The organism is Nocardioides sp. GCM10028917 (assembly GCF_042666175.1).
In the GTDB taxonomy this organism is placed as follows: domain Bacteria; phylum Actinomycetota; class Actinomycetes; order Propionibacteriales; family Nocardioidaceae; genus Nocardioides.
Window position 1 is genome coordinate 82,028 of record NZ_JBHTFL010000005.1, and the last position, 16,732, is coordinate 98,759.

General features: G+C 73.0%; 15 protein-coding genes. 2 read left to right on the forward strand and 13 right to left on the reverse strand.

Going from position 1 to position 16,732, the window contains the following annotated elements; all coding sequences use genetic code 11:
- Positions 1 to 4: 4 nt before the first annotated feature.
- From ACFQW6_RS07480 to ACFQW6_RS07525, 10 genes are all read right to left on the reverse strand, one after another.
- Positions 5 to 754: a lysophospholipid acyltransferase family protein gene (locus ACFQW6_RS07480; RefSeq protein WP_378542872.1), complete on the reverse strand. Its 750-nt coding sequence runs from the start codon at positions 752 to 754 to the stop codon at positions 5 to 7.
- On the reverse strand, positions 751 to 1,437 hold the full coding sequence (cmk, locus tag ACFQW6_RS07485; protein ID WP_378542874.1) for a (d)CMP kinase: 687 nt from the start codon (positions 1,435 to 1,437) through the stop codon (positions 751 to 753). Before cmk ends, ACFQW6_RS07480 begins: the two co-directional genes overlap by 4 nt.
- An 11-nt stretch (positions 1,438 to 1,448) precedes the next feature.
- Positions 1,449 to 2,534, reverse strand: coding sequence for a prephenate dehydrogenase (locus ACFQW6_RS07490; RefSeq protein ID WP_378542876.1), 1,086 nt, complete (start codon positions 2,532 to 2,534; stop codon positions 1,449 to 1,451).
- Positions 2,527 to 2,904, reverse strand: a complete 378-nt coding sequence (aroH, locus tag ACFQW6_RS07495; protein ID WP_378542878.1) for a chorismate mutase — start codon at positions 2,902 to 2,904, stop codon at positions 2,527 to 2,529. Before aroH ends, ACFQW6_RS07490 begins: the two co-directional genes overlap by 8 nt.
- Before the next feature lie 25 nt (positions 2,905 to 2,929).
- The gene (locus ACFQW6_RS07500; protein WP_378542880.1) at positions 2,930 to 3,733 is read right to left on the reverse strand and encodes a pseudouridine synthase; all 804 of its coding nucleotides are present in this window, start codon (positions 3,731 to 3,733) and stop codon (positions 2,930 to 2,932) included.
- The gene (scpB, locus tag ACFQW6_RS07505) at positions 3,730 to 4,542 is read right to left on the reverse strand and encodes an SMC-Scp complex subunit ScpB (RefSeq protein ID WP_378542882.1); all 813 of its coding nucleotides are present in this window, start codon (positions 4,540 to 4,542) and stop codon (positions 3,730 to 3,732) included. Before scpB ends, ACFQW6_RS07500 begins: the two co-directional genes overlap by 4 nt.
- A complete protein-coding gene (locus ACFQW6_RS07510; protein ID WP_378542884.1) occupies positions 4,539 to 5,444 on the reverse strand; it encodes a segregation and condensation protein A in 906 nt (301 codons plus the stop codon). The genes scpB and ACFQW6_RS07510 overlap by 4 nt, the downstream gene beginning before the upstream one ends.
- Positions 5,441 to 5,776, reverse strand: coding sequence for a hypothetical protein (locus ACFQW6_RS07515; RefSeq protein WP_378542924.1), 336 nt, complete (start codon positions 5,774 to 5,776; stop codon positions 5,441 to 5,443). Before ACFQW6_RS07515 ends, ACFQW6_RS07510 begins: the two co-directional genes overlap by 4 nt.
- 2 nt (positions 5,777 to 5,778) lie before the next feature.
- On the reverse strand, positions 5,779 to 6,687 hold the full coding sequence (locus ACFQW6_RS07520) for a ParA family protein (RefSeq protein ID WP_378542886.1): 909 nt from the start codon (positions 6,685 to 6,687) through the stop codon (positions 5,779 to 5,781).
- Positions 6,688 to 7,039: 352 nt separating this feature from the next.
- Positions 7,040 to 9,655, reverse strand: a complete 2,616-nt coding sequence (locus ACFQW6_RS07525) for a DEAD/DEAH box helicase (protein WP_378542888.1) — start codon at positions 9,653 to 9,655, stop codon at positions 7,040 to 7,042.
- Between the two features lie 83 nt (positions 9,656 to 9,738).
- Between ACFQW6_RS07525 and ACFQW6_RS07530 the strand changes: the two genes are divergently transcribed.
- Both ACFQW6_RS07530 and ACFQW6_RS07535 read left to right on the forward strand, forming a co-directional pair.
- Positions 9,739 to 10,746: an ATP-binding cassette domain-containing protein gene (locus tag ACFQW6_RS07530; protein WP_378542890.1), complete on the forward strand. Its 1,008-nt coding sequence runs from the start codon at positions 9,739 to 9,741 to the stop codon at positions 10,744 to 10,746.
- Positions 10,743 to 11,570 carry an ABC transporter permease gene (locus ACFQW6_RS07535; protein WP_378542892.1) on the forward strand — a complete coding sequence of 276 codons (828 nt, stop codon included), beginning with the start codon at positions 10,743 to 10,745 and terminating at the stop codon, positions 11,568 to 11,570. Before ACFQW6_RS07530 ends, ACFQW6_RS07535 begins: the two co-directional genes overlap by 4 nt.
- On the opposite strand, the gene ACFQW6_RS07540 is transcribed toward ACFQW6_RS07535, so the two are convergent.
- Genes ACFQW6_RS07540 through ald form a run of 3 tightly spaced genes read right to left on the reverse strand, consistent with a single transcriptional unit; the run spans position 11,554 to position 16,726 of the window.
- Entirely contained in the window at positions 11,554 to 14,679 is a 3,126-nt protein-coding gene (locus ACFQW6_RS07540; protein WP_378542894.1) for an ATP-binding protein, read from the reverse strand. The two genes, ACFQW6_RS07535 and ACFQW6_RS07540, sit on opposite strands and share 17 nt — an antisense overlap.
- 2 nt (positions 14,680 to 14,681) lie before the next feature.
- Positions 14,682 to 15,614 carry a site-specific tyrosine recombinase XerD gene (gene xerD, locus ACFQW6_RS07545; protein ID WP_378542896.1) on the reverse strand — a complete coding sequence of 311 codons (933 nt, stop codon included), beginning with the start codon at positions 15,612 to 15,614 and terminating at the stop codon, positions 14,682 to 14,684.
- Entirely contained in the window at positions 15,611 to 16,726 is a 1,116-nt protein-coding gene (ald, locus tag ACFQW6_RS07550; RefSeq protein WP_378542898.1) for an alanine dehydrogenase, read from the reverse strand. Before ald ends, xerD begins: the two co-directional genes overlap by 4 nt.
- Positions 16,727 to 16,732 lie beyond the last annotated feature (6 nt).

The window sequence follows — 16,732 nt, forward strand, 5'->3', positions numbered from 1 at the left end:
GTGATCACAGCTCTCTGGATGGCTCGACGAGCCCGGTGTCGGGGTCGTCCTCGGATTGTCCCGCAGGAAGCGGCCCGGGCAAGGATCGGCGCGTGTCGGCGAGCGCGGTGGCCAGCTCGGACAGCAGGTGCCCTCGGAGCAACACCGACGTGGCCGCCACCTGTTCCCGGGTGCGGGGCCAGGGTTGCTGTGTCGTCCGCCACGGCCGCCCGAACACCAGGTCGACGGTGTCACCGCGTGCCGGGAGGGCGTTTGCCCCACCGCCGGGCGGGCGGGTGCCGAGCATCGTGACCGGCACGACCGGGGCGCCGGTGACGAGGGCGAGGTAGGCGCCACCGTGGTGGAAGCGGTGCAGCTCGCCGTCGCCGCGGGTGCCCTCGGGGAAGATGCCCGCGACTCCCCCGTCGCGGACCACGCGCAGGCACGAGCGGATCGCACCCGGGTCGGCGTGGAAGCGGTCGAGCGGGATCTGGCCGGAGGCCCGCAGGAAACGTCCGAGTCGTCCCTCGAACATCTCCTGCTTGGTCAGCGCGTGGACGGGGCGGGGCGAGAAGACCGCGAGGAGCGGCCCGTCGATGATCCCGATGTGGTTGCTCGCCAGGATCACGCCGCCCGCCTCCGGCACGCGGTCGGCGTGGTGCACGACCACCGGCCACCGCGAGCGGACCAGCCGCGCGGCCGGAGGACGCACCAGGCGCAGCAGTCGGGTGGCGGGGTGCTCGTCGGCGCTGGCCGGCAGGTCCGCCCGGGTCACGCTCGCCGTGCCTCCGCCAGCGCGACGATCCGGTCGATGACCTCGGCGAGCGTCAGGTGCGTGCTGTCGACGTGGACCGCACCCTCGGCCATGGTCAACGGCGCGGTGGTCCGCCCGGAGTCGATGCGGTCGCGCTCGAGGAGGGACTGCTGGGTGCTGGCGACGTCCGTGCCGCCCTGCTCGGCCGTACGACGCTGCGCGCGGGCGTCGGGGTCGGCGCTGAGGTAGACCTTCACCCCGGCCTGCGGCCACACGACGGACCCGATGTCGCGGCCCTCGACGACGATGCCGCCACCACCGATGGCCTCGCGCTGGAGCTCGAGCAGGCGGGCGCGGACCTCCGGCACGGCACTGACGGGGCTGACGGCGGCGTTGACCTCGTCGGAGCGGATCTCGACCGACACGTCGGTGCCGTCGACGGTGATGGTCGGGGCCAGCGGGTCGGTGCCGGACTCGATCGTGGGACGTCCCGCGGCGGCCGCGACCGCCGCCGTGTCGCGTACGTCGACGCCCTCACGCAGCAGCCACCACGTCATGGCCCGGAACATCGCGCCGGTGTCGAGGTAGCGCAGGCCCAGCCGGTCGGCCACCCCGCGTGAGGTGCTCGACTTCCCCGAGCCGGACGTGCCGTCGACGGCGATGACGAGGGACCCGGTCTGCGCGGTGCTGTCGACGGTGCTCACGGGCGAGAAGGTTACCGGTGGGTCGTCCACCCGCGGGATTCGAGAGCGGCCAGCAGCTGCTCCGCGCTGCCGCGCTCGACGACGAGCTCGGTGAGGCCGACGGGGCGTGCCGGGTCGTGGTCGATGTGGACGTCCTCGATGTTGATGCCGATCTCGCCGGCGTCGCCGAAGAGGCGGGCGAGCTCGCCCGGGTGGTCGGGCACCGCGACAAAGACCGAGCGCGTCGGTCGCGCCGGGCCGCCGTGCTTGCCGGGGATGGCCGCCGTCCCCGCGTTGCCACGGGTGAGGATCTCGACGAGGTCCGGGGCCGTGTCCGAGGCCACCGCCGCCATGAGTGCGTCGAGGTCCGCGCGGACCTCGGCGAGGAGGTCGAGAACCGCCTCGGAGTTGGCCTCCAGGATCTGCTGCCACAGCGCCGGGTCGCTCGCCGCGACGCGCGTGACGTCACGGACGCCCTGCCCGGAGAGGGCGAGGTGCTCGGCCGGGGCCGCCGCCAGCCGTCCGGCGACGAGCACGGCGGCGAGGTGGGGCAGGTGCGAGATGCGGGCGACCGCGCGGTCGTGCTCGCCAGGCTCCATGACCAGCGGAGCGGCCCCGCACTCCAGCACCAGTGACTCGACGAGGCGTACGGCGTCGGGGCGTGCGTACGGATGCGGGGTGACCGCCCAGGGGCGTCCGTCGAAGAGGGCAGCGCTGGCGGCGAGGGGTCCGGAGCGCTCGCTGCCGGCCATCGGGTGCGAGCCGACGTAGCGTCCGAGGTCGTCCGGTCCGACCCGGCCGGCCACCTCCTCGAAGGGGGCGGCCTTGACGCTGCCGACATCGGTGACGACGGCACCGGTGCGGCTCAGGGCGTCCACGATGGCGTCACCCACCGAGGCGGGCGGCACGGCCACCACGACCAGCTGCGGTCGGTCGTCCGGCCTGGCCGCGCGCCCCGCCCCGAGGCCGTGCGCGGTGCGGAGGTTCTCCTCGGAGGTGTCGCGGAGCACGACCTCGATGCCGAGCCGGCTGCACACCAGGGCGATCGACGTGCCGATCAGGCCGGCCCCGACGACCTCCACCGGCCCGGTCAGGGCCGGCAGGTCGTCGTCAGTCATGGCTGGTGGTCCGGGCGAGGTCGCGTCGCAGGTTGGCCGCGCCGTGGAGGTAGGCGTGGGTGATCTCCGAGCGCGCCAGGTCGGTCTCGACGTGCGCCATCAACCGGACCACCCGCGGCATCGAGCCGTCGATCTCCAGCTCGCGGGCGCAGACCAGGGGGACGTCGGAGAAGCCGAGCTGCCGCGCGGCATAGGCCGGGAACTCGCTGGTCAGGTCGCTGGTCGCGGTGAAGATGATCGAGATGAAGTCGTCGACCGCGAGGTGGTTGGCCTCCATCACGTCGGTCACCAGCTCGGCGACCCGGTCCAGCATGTGCTCGCGGGTGTCCTCCTCGAGCTGGGTCGCCCCACGCACTGCTCTCACTGCCACGCGCCGAGCCTAGCCGCGTCCGGACTCAGAGCTGCGCGCTGTCCATCAGCTCGCCCAGCTCGGCCACGGACAGCTCCCGCATCTCCCCCGACCGCAGCCGGGCGAGGGTGACCGGTCCGATCTGGGTGCGGGTGAGCCGGCGCACCGGGTGGCCGACGTGCGCGAGCAGGCGCCGCACGATGCGGTTGCGCCCCTCGTGGATGGTGAGCTCGACGATCGAGCGGTTGCTGCCCTCACGTCGTGGGTCGCCGCCGACCACCCGGGCCTGCGTGACCGTGACCGGACCGTCCTCCAGCGTCACGCCGGCGAGCAGCTCGCGGATCGTCCGGACGTGAACCTCGCCGTCGACCTCGGCGACGTAGGTCTTGTCGACCTCGTGCGACGGGTGGGCGAGGTGCTGCGCGAAGTCGCCGTCGTTGGTGAGGATGATCAGGCCCTCGGTGTCGGTGTCGAGCCGGCCGACGTGGAAGAGCCGCTCGGGCCGCTCCGCGACCAGGTCGCCCAGGGTGCGCCGGCCCTCGGGGTCCGACATCGTCGAGACGACGCCGCGGGGCTTGTTGAGCACGAGGTAGACCTTGTCGCTGATCGGCGGCAGGCGCTTGCCGTCGACCCGGATCACGGCGGTGCGCGGGTCGACCTTGGTGCCGAGCCGGGTGACGACCTCGCCGTCGACCTCGACGAGGCCGTCGAGCATGAGCTCCTCGCACTTGCGGCGGCTAGCGACGCCGGACTGCGCGAGCAGCTTCTGCAGCCGGATCAGGCCGTCCTCGTCGGTGTCGGGGCGCTGCGAGGCGGGCTGGTCGTTGTCGGGTGCGTCGTGGGGCTTCATGCGATCTCGGTCCCGCCGTCGGGCTCGGTGCCGTCGCCGGAGTGCGGCGAGGCGTGGCGCGGAGCCTGCTGCGGCTGCTCGGGAGCGGGCGGTACGTCGACGGGAGCGGGCTCGCCGGCCGGCTCCGGCGCGGGCTCGGCCGGGGCGTCGAGCCCGGCGACGCTGGCCAGCTCGTCCTCGAGGTCGTCCATGTCGGGCAGGTAGGGCGCGAGCTCGGGCAGCTCGTCGAGCGAGGTGACGCCGATGCGCTCGAGGAAGTAGGACGTGGTCCGGTAGAGGTTGGCGCCGCTCAGCTCGTCCTGGCCGGCCTCCTCCACGAGTCCCCGGGTGAGGAGCGTGCGCATGACGCCGTCGACATTGACGCCGCGGATCGCCGACACCCGCGCGCGCGACACCGGCTGCTTGTAGGCGACCACCGACAGCGTCTCGAGCGCCGCCCGGGTGAGCCGCGCCTGCTGTCCCTCGAGCACGAACGACTCGACGACCCCGGCGAACTCCGGGCGGGAGTAGAACCGCCACCCGCCCGCCACCGAGCGTAGGTCGAAGCCGCGCCCCTGCTCGGCGTACTCGCCCGCCAGGGCCTCGAGGGCGGCCTCGACGTCCTCGACCGGGTGTCCGACCACCGAGGCCAGCCGCACCGTGCTGAGGGGCTCGTCGGAGACCATCAGGATCGCCTCGAGGGCCGGGCGCAGCTCGGCGCCCGCCACGTCCAGCATGTCGACCCCGGTGTCGGTCCCGGTGTCGCTCCCGGTGTCGGCGTCCTCGACGGGACCCGGGTCCGGCTGGGTGCTGTCGGACTGCTCGCTCACTGGTCCTCCTCGGGCTCGTCGGCGGCTGCCGACGGCATGGGTGCATCATCGTCGCCCGGCGGGGCGCCGTCGAACTCGTCGTGGATGTCGACCTCGCCGTCCTCGGCGCCGGTCCAGCGCACGGTGAGCTCGCCCAGCGGGGTCACCTGGTCGAAGGACACCGCCCCCTCGCGGAACAGCTCGAGCAGCGAGAGGAAGCGGGCCACGGTGGTGAGCCGGTCCGGGGAGTCACCGCACAGCGCCCGGAAGGTCATCGTGCCGCTGCGGCGCAGCCGGTCGACGACGAGCTGGCCCTGCTCGCGGACGCTCACCTTGGCGGCGTGGATGTGCTGCAGGGACACCTCGAGCACCGGCTTGGGCTCCATCGCCCTCGCCGCCAGCCGGGCGAACTCCTCGAGCCCGATGCCGATCAGCACCTCGGGCAGCAGCGTCGCGAACTGCTCCTCGAGCCCCACTGCGCGCGGGTGCCGGCGCGACTCCGAGGACAGTCGCTCCTCGAGGACCGAGGCCACCTGCTTGAAGGCGCGGTACTGCATGAGACGGGCGAAGAGCAGGTCGCGCGCCTCGAGCAGCGCGAGGTCCTCCTCGTCCTCCACGTCGCCCTGCGGCAGCAGGCGGGCCGCCTTGAGGTCGAGCAGGGTCGCCGCCACCACCAGGAAGGACGTGGTCTGCTCGAGGTCCCAGGCGCCGCCGAGGTTCTTCACGTGGGCGATGAACTCGTCGGTGACCTGGGAGAGCGCGACCTCCGTGATGTCGAGCTTGTGCTTGGCGATCAGGCCGAGCAGCAGGTCGAAGGGACCCTCGAAGTTGTCCAGGCGTACGGCGAACGCCGGGGCCTCGCTGCCCGGCTCGAGCGTGCCATCGGGCGAGAGGTCCGGAGCAGCGGGGCGGGCGGTGCTCACTCGTCGAGCAGCCGCTGCACCAGCGGGCTGTCGGCGCCCTGGGCCTCGAGGTCGGCGAGCACGATCGCCAGCGCCTCGCGGACCAGGCGGCCGCGGTCGACGGCGAGGCCGTGCTCGCGGCGCAGCGTCAGGCGGGCGTGCTCGATGTCGAGGAGCTCGTCGGAGGTGACGTAGACCGTCATCTTCTCGTCGTGCCGCACGCGGCCGCTGGGCCTGCGCTGGCCGGCGGGCTCGGCGTCGTCGGCCACGGCCCGGACCCGGCGCTGCCGCTGCTCGGGAGCAGGGTCCGCGGTCTCGGAGGTCGGCCGGAACAGGTCGTCCGCGGCCGGCATGCTCACTCGGCGGGCCACCGGGTCACCACCTCCTTCGCCAGCTGGCGGTAGGCGTCGGCGCCCGTCGAGGACGACGCGTAGGCCGTGATCGGCTCGCCGGCGACGGTCGCGTCGGAGAACTTCACGGTCCGGCGGATGACGGTGTGGAAGACCTTGTCACCCCACGCCGACACCAGACGCTCCATGACCTCGCGGCTGTGGAGCGTGCGCCCGTCGAACATCGTGCCGAGGACGCCCTCGATCTCGAGCTTGGGGTTGAGCCGCTCGCGCACCTTGTCGATGGTCGTCTTCAGCAGGGCCACGCCGCGCAGCGCGAAGTACTCGCACTCCAAGGGCACGATGACCCCGTCCGAGGCGGTCAGCGCGTTGACGGTCAGCAGGCCGAGCGAGGGCTGGCAGTCGATCAGGATGACGTCGTAGTGCTCGAGGGCCGGGGCGAGCACCCGCTGCAGCGTCTGCTCGCGCGCCACCTCGTGGACCAGCTGCACCTCGGCGGCCGACAGGTCGATGTTGGAGGGCAGCAGGTCCATGCCCTCGATGCCGGACGGGACCACGACCTCGTCGAGCACGGTCTCGCGGTCCATCAGCAGGTTGTAGATGGTCAGGTCCATCTCGTGCGGGTTGAGGCCGAGCCCCACCGACAGCGAGCCCTGGGGGTCGAAGTCGACGAGCAGCACCTTGCGCCCGAGCTCGGCGAGCGACGCGCCCAGGTTGATCGTGGTCGTGGTCTTGCCGACCCCGCCCTTCTGGTTGCACATCGAGATCACGCGGGCGCCACCGTGCTCGGTCAGCGGCCGCGGCTCGGGGAACACCGGCATGGGACGCCCGGTCGGACCGAGGGGCGTCTCCGCCTCGAGCGTCGTCGTGGCGCGTGTCTCGAGCGGGCGCTCGAAGGGGATCGGCTGGGTCACTGTCTGCTCGTCTCGCGGGGTCGGGCCGGGCTGGGGGGTCTGGTGCGGGTGCGGTGGTCGCACGAGGGGCGGCATCTGCGGGGCACTACTGCCCGTGTCGTGACCGGGGAATCCCGCACCGCTCATGTCTGCTCCTCGTCGCACCTGTCGTGCACCCGTCGTGCATCGGCCTGGACCTCGATTGGACCACGCCGGAAGCCTCGGACTTTGTCGACACGTCGACAGTTCCTGCACCAGTTGCGAGCAGGACGAGAGGTCGCGGACCGGTTCCCGCCCCTGCACCGCGCGGGACTCTACGCGCAGCGTGGCACCCGCCCCGCAACCGGCCTCACGGCCGACGTCCCGACCGACTTCACAACCGCCGCATCGCCACGGTCGCCAGCACCAGCTCACCGGCGCTGTCGGTGGCGTCGCAGTCCACCACCGCCTCGATGACCCAGTCGTGGTGGTCCTCGGGGTCGTGGATCGTCTGGCGTACGTCGCGCAGCCGGGCCGTGGTGCCCTCCTCGGCGCCGACGGGCTCGCCGGTCCGCTCCTCCCCCACCGCCAGCAGGTCCGGCCCGCGGGCGTCGGCGTCGGTCAGGACGCGGTCGTGCTCGGCGTAGTAGCCCTCCAGCGCCGCGTCCCACACCGAGCGTCCGACGACCACCTGTCGCGGCGGGTCCGTGCGGTCGGCGGCGGCCCGCTCGAGGCGGACCAGGGTGTCGAGGTCGTCCCTCGAGACGGCGTCCACGCGCGCCCACATCGCGTTGCGCACCATCACCCGGAAGGGGCGCTCCTGCTTGGAGAGCGGACGCGGCGGGGGCGGCGGCTCGTGGTGCGCGACGGCGGAGGACGCGTGGTCGGGGTCCGACAGCGCCTCCCACTCGTCGAGCAGCGAGGAGTCGGTCTGGCGGACGGTCTCGCCCAGCCACTCGATGACGTCCTCCACCTCGGGGGCGCGGTGCGACTCGGGGACGGTCTGCCGCAGGGTGCGGTAGGCGTCGGTGAGGTAGCGCAGCACCAGGCCCTCGGAGCGCGCCAGCTGGTAGCGACCGACGAAGTCGGTGAACCCCATCCCCTGCTCCCACATCTCGCGCACCACCGACTTCGGTCCGAGCGCGTCGTCGGGGAGCCACGGGTGGGTCTGCCGGTAGGTCTCGTAGAGCGCCTCGAGGAGCTCGCGCAGCGGCTGCGGCCAGGTGATCTCCTCCAGCAGCGCCATCCGCTCGTCGTACTCGATGCCGTCGGCCTTCATCTCGCCGATCGCGACGCCGCGGGCGGCGTGCTGCTGCGCCATCAGGATCTGCCGCGGCGCCTCGAGGACGGCCTCGACGATCGACACCACGTCGAGGCCGTAGGTCTCCGACTCGGGGTCGAGCACGTCGAAGGCGGCGAGCGCGAAGTGCGCGAGCGGCTGGTTGATCGCGAAGTCCTCGGGCAGGTCGACCGCCAGTACGTAGCGGCGTCCGAAGCGGTCCACCTCCGGCAACCTGGTCACGATGCCGGTGCGGACCAAGGAGCGGCTCAGGCGCAGCGCCCGACGGGCCAGCCGCAGCTGACCGCGCCGGTCCTCGTGGTTGTCGGTGACCAGGCGTTGCATCACGGCGAAGGCGTCCTCCTCGCGGGAGATGACGTTGACGAGCATCGCGTTGTCGACCTTCATCCGGCTCGTCAGCCGCTCCGGGACCCCTGCGACCAGCTTGTCGAAGGTCTGCTCGGTCCACACCACGGTGCCCTCGGGCGGCTTCCTGAGCTGCACCTTGGACTTCTTCTTCCCCGCGGCCTGCCGGGCGGCGATCTTCGCCTTGGCCAGCTCGTTCTCGATGACGTGCTCCGGAGCCTGGACGACGACGTAGCCGGCCGTGTCGTAGCCCGCGCGCCCGGCCCGGCCGGCGATCTGCAGGAACTCCCGCGTCCGGAGCACCCGCTGCTTGGTGCCGTCGAACTTGGCGAGCCCGGTGAAGAGCACGGTGCGGATCGGCACGTTGATGCCGACCCCGAGGGTGTCGGTGCCGCAGATGACGCGCAGGAGCCCGGCCTGGGCCAGCGTCTCCACCAGCCGGCGGTACTTGGGCAGCATGCCGGCGTGGTGCACCCCGATGCCGTTGCGGACCAGGCGGGACAGCGTCTTGCCGAAGCCGGCGCCGAACCGGAACGCTCCGATCCGCGCGGCGATCGCCTCCTTGTCGACCTTGAGGCCGCCGCTCGCCGAGACGAGCCGCGACTTCAGCAGGTTGCTCGCGTGCTCGACGGCCGCTGCCTGCGTGAAGTGCACGACGTAGACGGGGTCCTGCCCGGTGGTCACCAGCTCCTCGAGCGTGTCGTCCAAGGGCTCGACCGACCACCGGAAGCTCAACGGCACCGGGCGCTCCGCGTCGTCGACGACGGCGGTGTCGCGGCCGGTGCGCCTCTTCAGGTCCTCGACGAAGAAGGACACGTCGCCGAGGGTGGCCGACATCAGCAGGAACTGGGCGTCGACGAGCTCCAGCAGCGGCACCTGCCAGGCCCAGCCGCGGTCGTGCTCGGAGTAGAAGTGGAACTCGTCCATCACCACGAGACCGACGTCGGTGGAGCGACCCTCGCGCAGCGCGATGTTGGCCAGCACCTCGGCGGTGCAGCAGATGATCGGCGCGTCCGGGTTCACCGCGGCGTCGCCGGTGAGCATCCCGACGTTGTCGGCGCCGAAGACCTCGATGAGCGCGAAGAACTTCTCGCTCACCAGCGCCTTGATCGGGGCGGTGTAGAAGCTCACCTGGTCCCGGGCGAGCGCCGCGACGTGGGCCCCGATCGCGACCATCGACTTCCCCGAGCCGGTCGGCGTCGCGAGGACGACGTGGTTGCCGCCGAGCAGCTCGATGACGGCCTCGTCCTGGTGCGGGTAGAGGTCGAGCCCCTGGTCGGCCACCCAACCGGTGAAGGCGTCGTAGACCGCGTCCGGGTCGGCCCCCGTCGGGACCCGCGTGTCGAGGCGCACTGGATCCGGCATGCGTCGATCCAACCACCCACCGGTTTCAACGCCGCAGGCGGAGTGGAACCGCGGTGAAACCGCGGACGCGGACAGTTCCTCCCATGACCACACATCCAGGACTCGCAGTCCGGGCCTCCGGCCTCGTCAAGACGTACGGCGACCAGCGCGCCGTCGACGGGATCGACCTCGAGGTCCACCAGGGCGAGGTGTTCGGCGTCCTCGGCCCCAACGGCGCGGGCAAGACGACGATGCTCAGCATGCTCGCCACCCTGATCCGCATCGACGAGGGGCGGGCCGAGATCTTCGGCCACGACGTGCACGCCGAACCCCACGCCGTACGACGGCTGCTGGGCGTCACCGGGCAGTTCGCCTCGGTCGACGAGAACCTCACCGCCACCGAGAACCTCTGGCTCTTCGCGCGGCTCCAGGGCCTCGGGCGCACCGAGGCCCGCACCCGCGGCGCCGAGCTGCTCGAGCAGTTCGACCTCTCCGAGGCGGCGAAGAAGCCCATCTCCGCCTTCTCCGGCGGCATGCGCCGACGCCTCGACCTCGCCGCCAGCCTGCTCACCCGGCCGCCGCTGATCTTCCTCGACGAGCCCACCACGGGCCTCGACCCCCGCACCCGTGGCCAGATGTGGGACACGATCCGTGACCTCGTCCGCACCGGGTGCACGGTCCTGCTCACCACGCAGTACCTCGACGAGGCCGACCAGCTCGCCGACCGGATCGCCGTCATCGACCGCGGTCGCAAGGTGGCCGAGGGCACCGCCGACGAGCTCAAGTCGTCCGTCGGCCAGTCCGCCCTGCAGCTCCAGCTGGCGGACCCCGCCGACCTGCCGGTCGTGGCGGACGAGGCCCGGCGGCTGGTGGGCGAGGAGGCGGTCCTCACGCCCGAGGCACGACGAGCCAACGTGCCGCTGACCCGCACCGACCAGGCCGTCGACGTCCTCCTCGCGCTCCGCGACCGCGGGATCGCTATCGAGTCGGTGACCGTCCAGAAGCCGTCGCTCGACGAGGTCTTCCTCGCGCTGACCGGCCACGACACCCACGACGGCACGCCCGCCGACGTCGTCGACGACCACGACCTGCAGATGGAGGACGCCCGATGAGCGCCACGACCGCCACCGGCCCCGCCGCCGCCCACCCCGCCGACATCGGCACCGACCGCGTCGGGCTGGCCGACACCGTCAGCCAGACGATGACCCTGGCCTGGCGGGCGACGATGAAGATGCGCCGCAGCATGGAGGTGATGTTCGACGTCACCATCCAGCCGCTGATCTTCACCGGCATGTTCGCCTACATCTTCGGCGGCGCGATCTCGGGCGACGTCCAGAGCTACCTGCCGCTCATCATCCCCGGCCTCATCGGCCAGACCGTGCTGACGGCATGCGTCGCCACCGGCGTCCAGCTCCGCACCGACATGGACACCGGCGTCTTCGACCGGTTCAAGGTGCTGCCCATCTCACGCATCGCGCCGCTCGCCGGACCGATGGTGGCCGACCTGCTGCGCTACTTCATCGCGTCGGTCCTCACCTTCGCCGTCGGCATCGCGATCGGCTACCGCCCGGGCGGTGGCGTCCCCGGTGTCGCCGGTGCCGTGTTCCTGGCCATGCTGGCGGGCTGGTCCCTGGCCTGGATCTTCACGCTGTTCGGGATCCTGGGCCGCAACGCGCAGGGCGTGCAGGCCATCTCCCTGCTCGTGATGTTCCCGCTGACGTTCCTGTCCAACGCGTTCGTCCCGACCGACACCATGCCCGAGCCGCTCCAGACGTTCGCCGAGATCAACCCGGTCTCGTTGGTGATCACCGCACTGCGCGACCTCGCCAACGACGGTGACGTCACCGCGGGCGTCGGCTGGGCGCTGCTCGGCTGCGCCGTGGTCATCGCGGTCTTCGCCCCGCTGTCGGTCCGGGCGTTCAACCGGCGGATGTGACCTGCCAGGCGCGCTGCAGACGGTCCAGCGTCGCGGCCGCGCCGGGCACCAGGTCAGGGCCCGGACGGTCGGCCAGCTCCTCGACGAGCGGGCCGAGCCGTCCGGGCTGGGCCGCGTCCGCGAGCGCCACCATCGGCTCCCACGCCATCACCGGGACGCTGCGGTTGTAGGCCCAGCGGTGCGCCACCGCGAGCAGGTCCACGGCGTCCGCGTGCTGCTCGGCCGGACCGAACCTCAGGACCCACGCGGCCAGCGCCACCAGCAGCATGCCGTTGAGCGGGAGGTCGGTGAACCACAGCGTGCCCTCGGGCGAGCGGCCCGGCGGACCGGCGACGAGGTCGCGCAGCTCGTCGGCGCGGGCGTCGGGCGAGCTCGTGCCGTAGCGGACCCGGCTGACGAGGGCAGCTGACGCCGCCAGGGCCACCCACGGCGAGGCGGCCGGTCCCCCACCCGGGACGTCGCCGTCGGTCACCAGCTCGACGACGGCGTCGTAGCGGCGGACCGCCTCCGCGTGGTGGCCGCGCGCCAGCGCGAGCTCGGCCTGGGCGGTCTGCCACGTCAGGCGGGCGCCGACCTGGGCGGTCTCGCCGTCCGGCGGGCCGAACCGCTCGAGCAGGGCCGCCGCCTCGTCGACGTCGCCGTCCAGCAGCGGCGCGATGGCGGTCGCCACCTGGAGGCTGTAGGCGTCGGTCAGCGAGTGGATGCGCTCCAGCAGCGGCCACGCCACCTCCGCGTGGCTCGCCGCCCGGTGGTGGTCGCCGACGGCCATCGCGAGCTGGCCCAGCTCGGCGTGGAGCGAGGCGCGGAGGTAGGGCGGCAACGGCCCGTCCAGGGCCGCCTCGGCGTACGTCCGCGCGGCGTCCACGTCACCGTCGTTCTCGGAGACGATCGCCGCCCACAGCAGCAGCGCGCCAGCCATCGCAGGTCTCGACTGGTGCGCGGCCACCTCGGCGAGGCGGACGGGCGCCGGTCCGTCGGCGACATGGACCGTGTGGCCGATCAGCCCCCACACGCCGACGGGCCGGTCCCCCTGCAGGAGGAGGTCGCGCAAGCCGCCGAGGTCGGCCCCCGGCATCCAGCTGAGGTGGAGCATCAGGACGCCGGCAGCCTCCTGGGTGGGCCGCAACAGGTCCGGCGGCACGTCCCAGCCGGAGAGCAGCTCGGTCGCGGCGTCGCAGACGGCGAAGATCCTCGGCTGGTCGCCGGTGACGGTCCACAGGCTGCCGAGCAGGGCCACGAGTCGCGCGACCGTCTCGCGGTCGCCGGTCCCGAGGGCGTGCCGGAGCACGTCGGTGAGGTTGTTCTGGTCACGCACGAGCAGGTCGACCAGCGCGACCTGGTCGTCGGTGACGACGAGGTCCTGGGAGCGCTCGGCCAGGTCGCGCGCCCACCTTCGCAGCGCCTCGCCGGCGGCCTCCTCCTCGCCGCTGAGCGCCAGGCGGGCGGCGGCGTACTCGCGGATCGTCTCCAGCGCCCGGAAGCGCGCGGTGCCGCCGTCCTCGGTGACCACCAGCAGGGACTGCTCGACGAGCGCGTCGACCAGGTCGGAGCCGTCGGCGCCCAGCATCGACACGGCCGTCGCCCGGTCGAACCCGTCCTGGAAGACCGAGAGCCACGCCAGCGCCCGCTGCTCGTCGGCGCTCAGCAGGTCCCAGGACCAGGCAATGACCGCCTCCAGCGTGCGGTGCCGGTCCGGGGTGGTGCGGTCGCGGCTGCGCAACGCGGCGAACCGGTCGTCGAGCGCAGCGGCCACCTCCGTGACCGTCATCGTCCGGACGCGCGCGGCAGCCAGCTCGACGGCGAGGGGCAGCCCGTCGAGCCGGTCGACGACGTCGCGCACCGCGCTGGGCTCGAGCACGGCGTCAGGTCGCGTCGCCGCGGCGCGCTGCGCGAACAGCAGCCCGGCGTCGACCTCGGTGAGCTGGCTCAGGGGAACTGCGCGCTCGGCGGCCAGCCGCAGCGGCGCCCTGCTGGTGGTCAGCACCTGGAGGTCCCGGGTCGTCGCGAGGAGGAAGGCCACCAGCGCGGCCACCGGCTCCAGGACGTGCTCGCAGTTGTCGAGGACCAGCAGGGTCGGTCCCGCGTCGAGCTCCTGCGCCAGCCGGCTGCGTACGTCGGCCTGCTGGGTCGCCGTGAGCGCGAGCCGGGTCGTCACCGAGCCCCGGACGCCGAGGGCCGCGCCGACCGCGACCACGACGTCGTCGCCCGCGCCGACGCCGACGAGCTCGACCACGTGGACGCGGGGCAGCATCGACTCGCGCGCCAGCACCTGGGCGATGCTCGTCTTGCCGATCCCGCCCGGACCGAGCACCGTGACCAGCCGGGACGCGGAGAGGGCCGAGCGCAGCCGGTCGAGGTCCTGCTCGCGGCCCAGCAACCCGGTCGCGTCGTACCTCACCCCGGTGCGCACCGGGTCGTCGGCGGCCAGGAGCTCGGCGTGCAGCCGCTGCAGGGCGGCCTCCGGGTCGATGCCGAGCCGTTCGGCCAGGTCGGCCCGGTAGGTCTCGTAGCGCGCCAGCGCCGCGGCCGGGCCGGCGGTGGCGGCCTCGGCGCGCAGCAGCGCGAGGAGGACCTCCCCGTCGTCGGGGCGACGCTGGTGCGCGGCCGCCAGGTCGTCGATCGCCTCGGCGTGCCTGCCCAACCGGGCGGCGGCCAGTGCCGCGACCTCCCGCGCGGTCGTCCGTCGCTGCTCCGCGGCGTGCCGCAGGTCGCCGAGCGGTCCGACCCCGGGCACGCCGACCGCCATCACCGCCGCCGAGGAGGCGAGGCGGAAGGCCTCCGTGGCGTCGCCGGACGCCAGCGACGCACGCGCTGCGGTGAGGCGGGCTGCCTGGACGCGGGCGTCGACGTCCTCCTCGGTCAGGCCGAGCCGGTAGCCGCCCTCGACCCGCTGGACGGCGCCCGCTGAGGTGGACGCGCGGGTGCGGGAGACCAGCACCTGCAGGGCCTTGGCCGGGTGCACGGGCTCGGCGTCGGGCCAGATCTCCCGCACGAGCCGACCGTCGCTGACCCCCGCCGGCTCGGCGACCAGCACGGCGAGCAGCGCGCCCACCCGCTCGCCGGGCAGCGGCACGCCGTCCCACGAGACCCCGTCGAGCAGCCGCAGCACGACTACTCCCGGGCCCGCGGGTGGGCGGTGGCGAAGACCTCGCGCAGGTTGTCGACCGTGACGAGGGTGTAGACCTGCGTGGTGGTGACGGACGCGTGCCCGAGGAGCTCCTGGACGACGCGCACGTCGGCGCCCCCGTCGAGCAGGTGGGTGGCGAACGAGTGCCGCAACGTGTGCGGCGAGACCGACGCGGTCACCCCGGCCCGCTCGGCGGCCTTGACCAGCACCGCCCACGCGCTCTGCCGCGACAACCGGCCTCCGCGGGAGTTGAGGAACATCGCCGGGCCGCCCTTGCCGGCGCCGACCAGCTCGGGCCGTGCGCGGGTGAGGTAGGCGGCCACGGCGTCGCGGGCGTAGCCGCCGACCGGCACCAGCCGCTCCTTGCCGCCCTTGCCGCGCAGCAGCACCGTGCCGTCGACCTGGTCGAGGTCGTCGACGTCCAGCCCGACCGCCTCGGAGATGCGCGCCCCGGTGCCGTAGAGCAGCTCGAGCAGGGCCCGGTCCCGCAGGGCGAGGACCGTGTCGGGAGCTCCCGCGGCCTCGAGGATCGCTTCCACGTCGGACAGCGGCAGCGCCTTGGGGAGCCGCTTCGCGGGCGTGGGCGGCTTGACCGCGGCGGCCGGATCGGCCGTCGCCAGGCCGTCGGAGACGGCGAACTTGTGGAAGCCGCGCACGGCCACGACCGTCCGCGCCGCCGACGTCGCGCTCAGCGGCGGATGGGCATCGCTCCCCTCGCGCAGGCTGACCAGGAACGCGGCCACCGTCGCCTCGGTGACCGCGTCCAGGTCGTCGATGCCCTCGCCGCTGAGGAACTCGTCGTAGCGGGCCAGGTCACGGCGGTAGGAGCTCAGCGTGTTGACCGCCAGCCCTCGCTCGACCGCCAGGTGGTCGAGGTACGTGCGGACCGCCCGGTCCAGGGTCGCCCCAGAGCTCACCCGAGGACGGTATCGAGTTCCACCGACTCGATGCCCACGGCTTCCCCGACCGGACCGTTGGTGAGCTCGCCGGCGTGGGTGTTGAGGCCGAGGGCCAGGCTCCTGTCCTCGCGCAGCGCCTGCTGCCACCCCTTGTCGGCGAGCGCCACCGCGTACGGCAGCGTCGCGTTGGTGAGGGCGTACGTCGAGGTGTTGGGCACCGCGCCGGGCATGTTGGCCACGCAGTAGAACACCGAGTCGTGCACCTCGTAGGTCGGGTCGTCGTGCGTCGTGGCGTGGGAGTCCTCGAAGCAGCCGCCCTGGTCGATGGCGATGTCGACCAGGACCGAGCCCGGCTTCATCCGCGAGACCAGCTCGTTGCTCACCAGCTTGGGCGCCGCCGCGCCCGGGATCAGGACGGCACCGATCACCATGTCCGCCTCCATCACCTGCTGCTCGATGGCCAGCTTGGACGACGCGAGGCCGTGCACCCGGTTGTTGTAGCGCCAGAACGACATCCGCAGCTTGTCCAGGTCGGTGTCGAGGAGCGTCACGTCGGCGCCCATGCCGAGCGCGATGTTGGCGGCGTTCTGGCCCGAGACACCGGCGCCGATGATGACGACCTTGGCGTTGGCCACGCCGCCGACGCCACCCATGAGGACGCCACGGCCGCCGTTGGCCTTGAGCAGCGAGTGGGCGCCGACCTGCGGTGCGAGGCAGCCCGCCACCTCCGACATCGGGTAGAGCAGCGGCAGCCCGCCGGACGGCAGCTGCACCGTCTCGTAGGCGATGGCGGTGACCTTGCGCTGCATGAGCTGCTCGGTCAGCGGCTTGTCGGCGGCGAGGTGGAGGTAGGTGAAGAGGGTCTGGCCCTCCCGCATCCGCTCGTACTCCTCGGCGATGGGCTCCTTGACCTTGAGGATCATGTCGGCGGTGCCCCACACGTCGTCGGCCGTGTCGAGCAGCGTGGCTCCCGCGGCGGCGTACTCCTCGTCGGGGATCTGCGAGCCCTCGCCGGCGGTCTTCTGCACCACGACCTCGTGGCCGTGCTGGACGAGCTCGTGCACGCCGATCGGGGTCAGGGCCACGCGGTACTCGCGGTTCTTGACTTCCTTGGGTACGCCGACCTTCATGCCTTG

Excerpts from the sequence above, each read along its gene's own strand:
- ACFQW6_RS07515 (WP_378542924.1), bottom strand. The coding sequence starts at position 5,776 with ATGCCGGCCGCGGACGACCTGTTCCGGCCGACCTCCGAGACCGCGGAC.
- ACFQW6_RS07535 (WP_378542892.1), top strand. The coding sequence starts at position 10,743 with ATGAGCGCCACGACCGCCACCGGCCCCGCCGCCGCCCACCCCGCCGAC.
- ACFQW6_RS07500 (WP_378542880.1), bottom strand. The coding sequence starts at position 3,733 with ATGAAGCCCCACGACGCACCCGACAACGACCAGCCCGCCTCGCAGCGC.
- ACFQW6_RS07525 (WP_378542888.1), bottom strand. The coding sequence starts at position 9,655 with ATGCCGGATCCAGTGCGCCTCGACACGCGGGTCCCGACGGGGGCCGAC.
- ACFQW6_RS07490 (WP_378542876.1), bottom strand. The coding sequence starts at position 2,534 with ATGACTGACGACGACCTGCCGGCCCTGACCGGGCCGGTGGAGGTCGTC.
- ald (WP_378542898.1), bottom strand. The coding sequence starts at position 16,726 with ATGAAGGTCGGCGTACCCAAGGAAGTCAAGAACCGCGAGTACCGCGTG.
- ACFQW6_RS07530 (WP_378542890.1), top strand. The coding sequence starts at position 9,739 with ATGACCACACATCCAGGACTCGCAGTCCGGGCCTCCGGCCTCGTCAAG.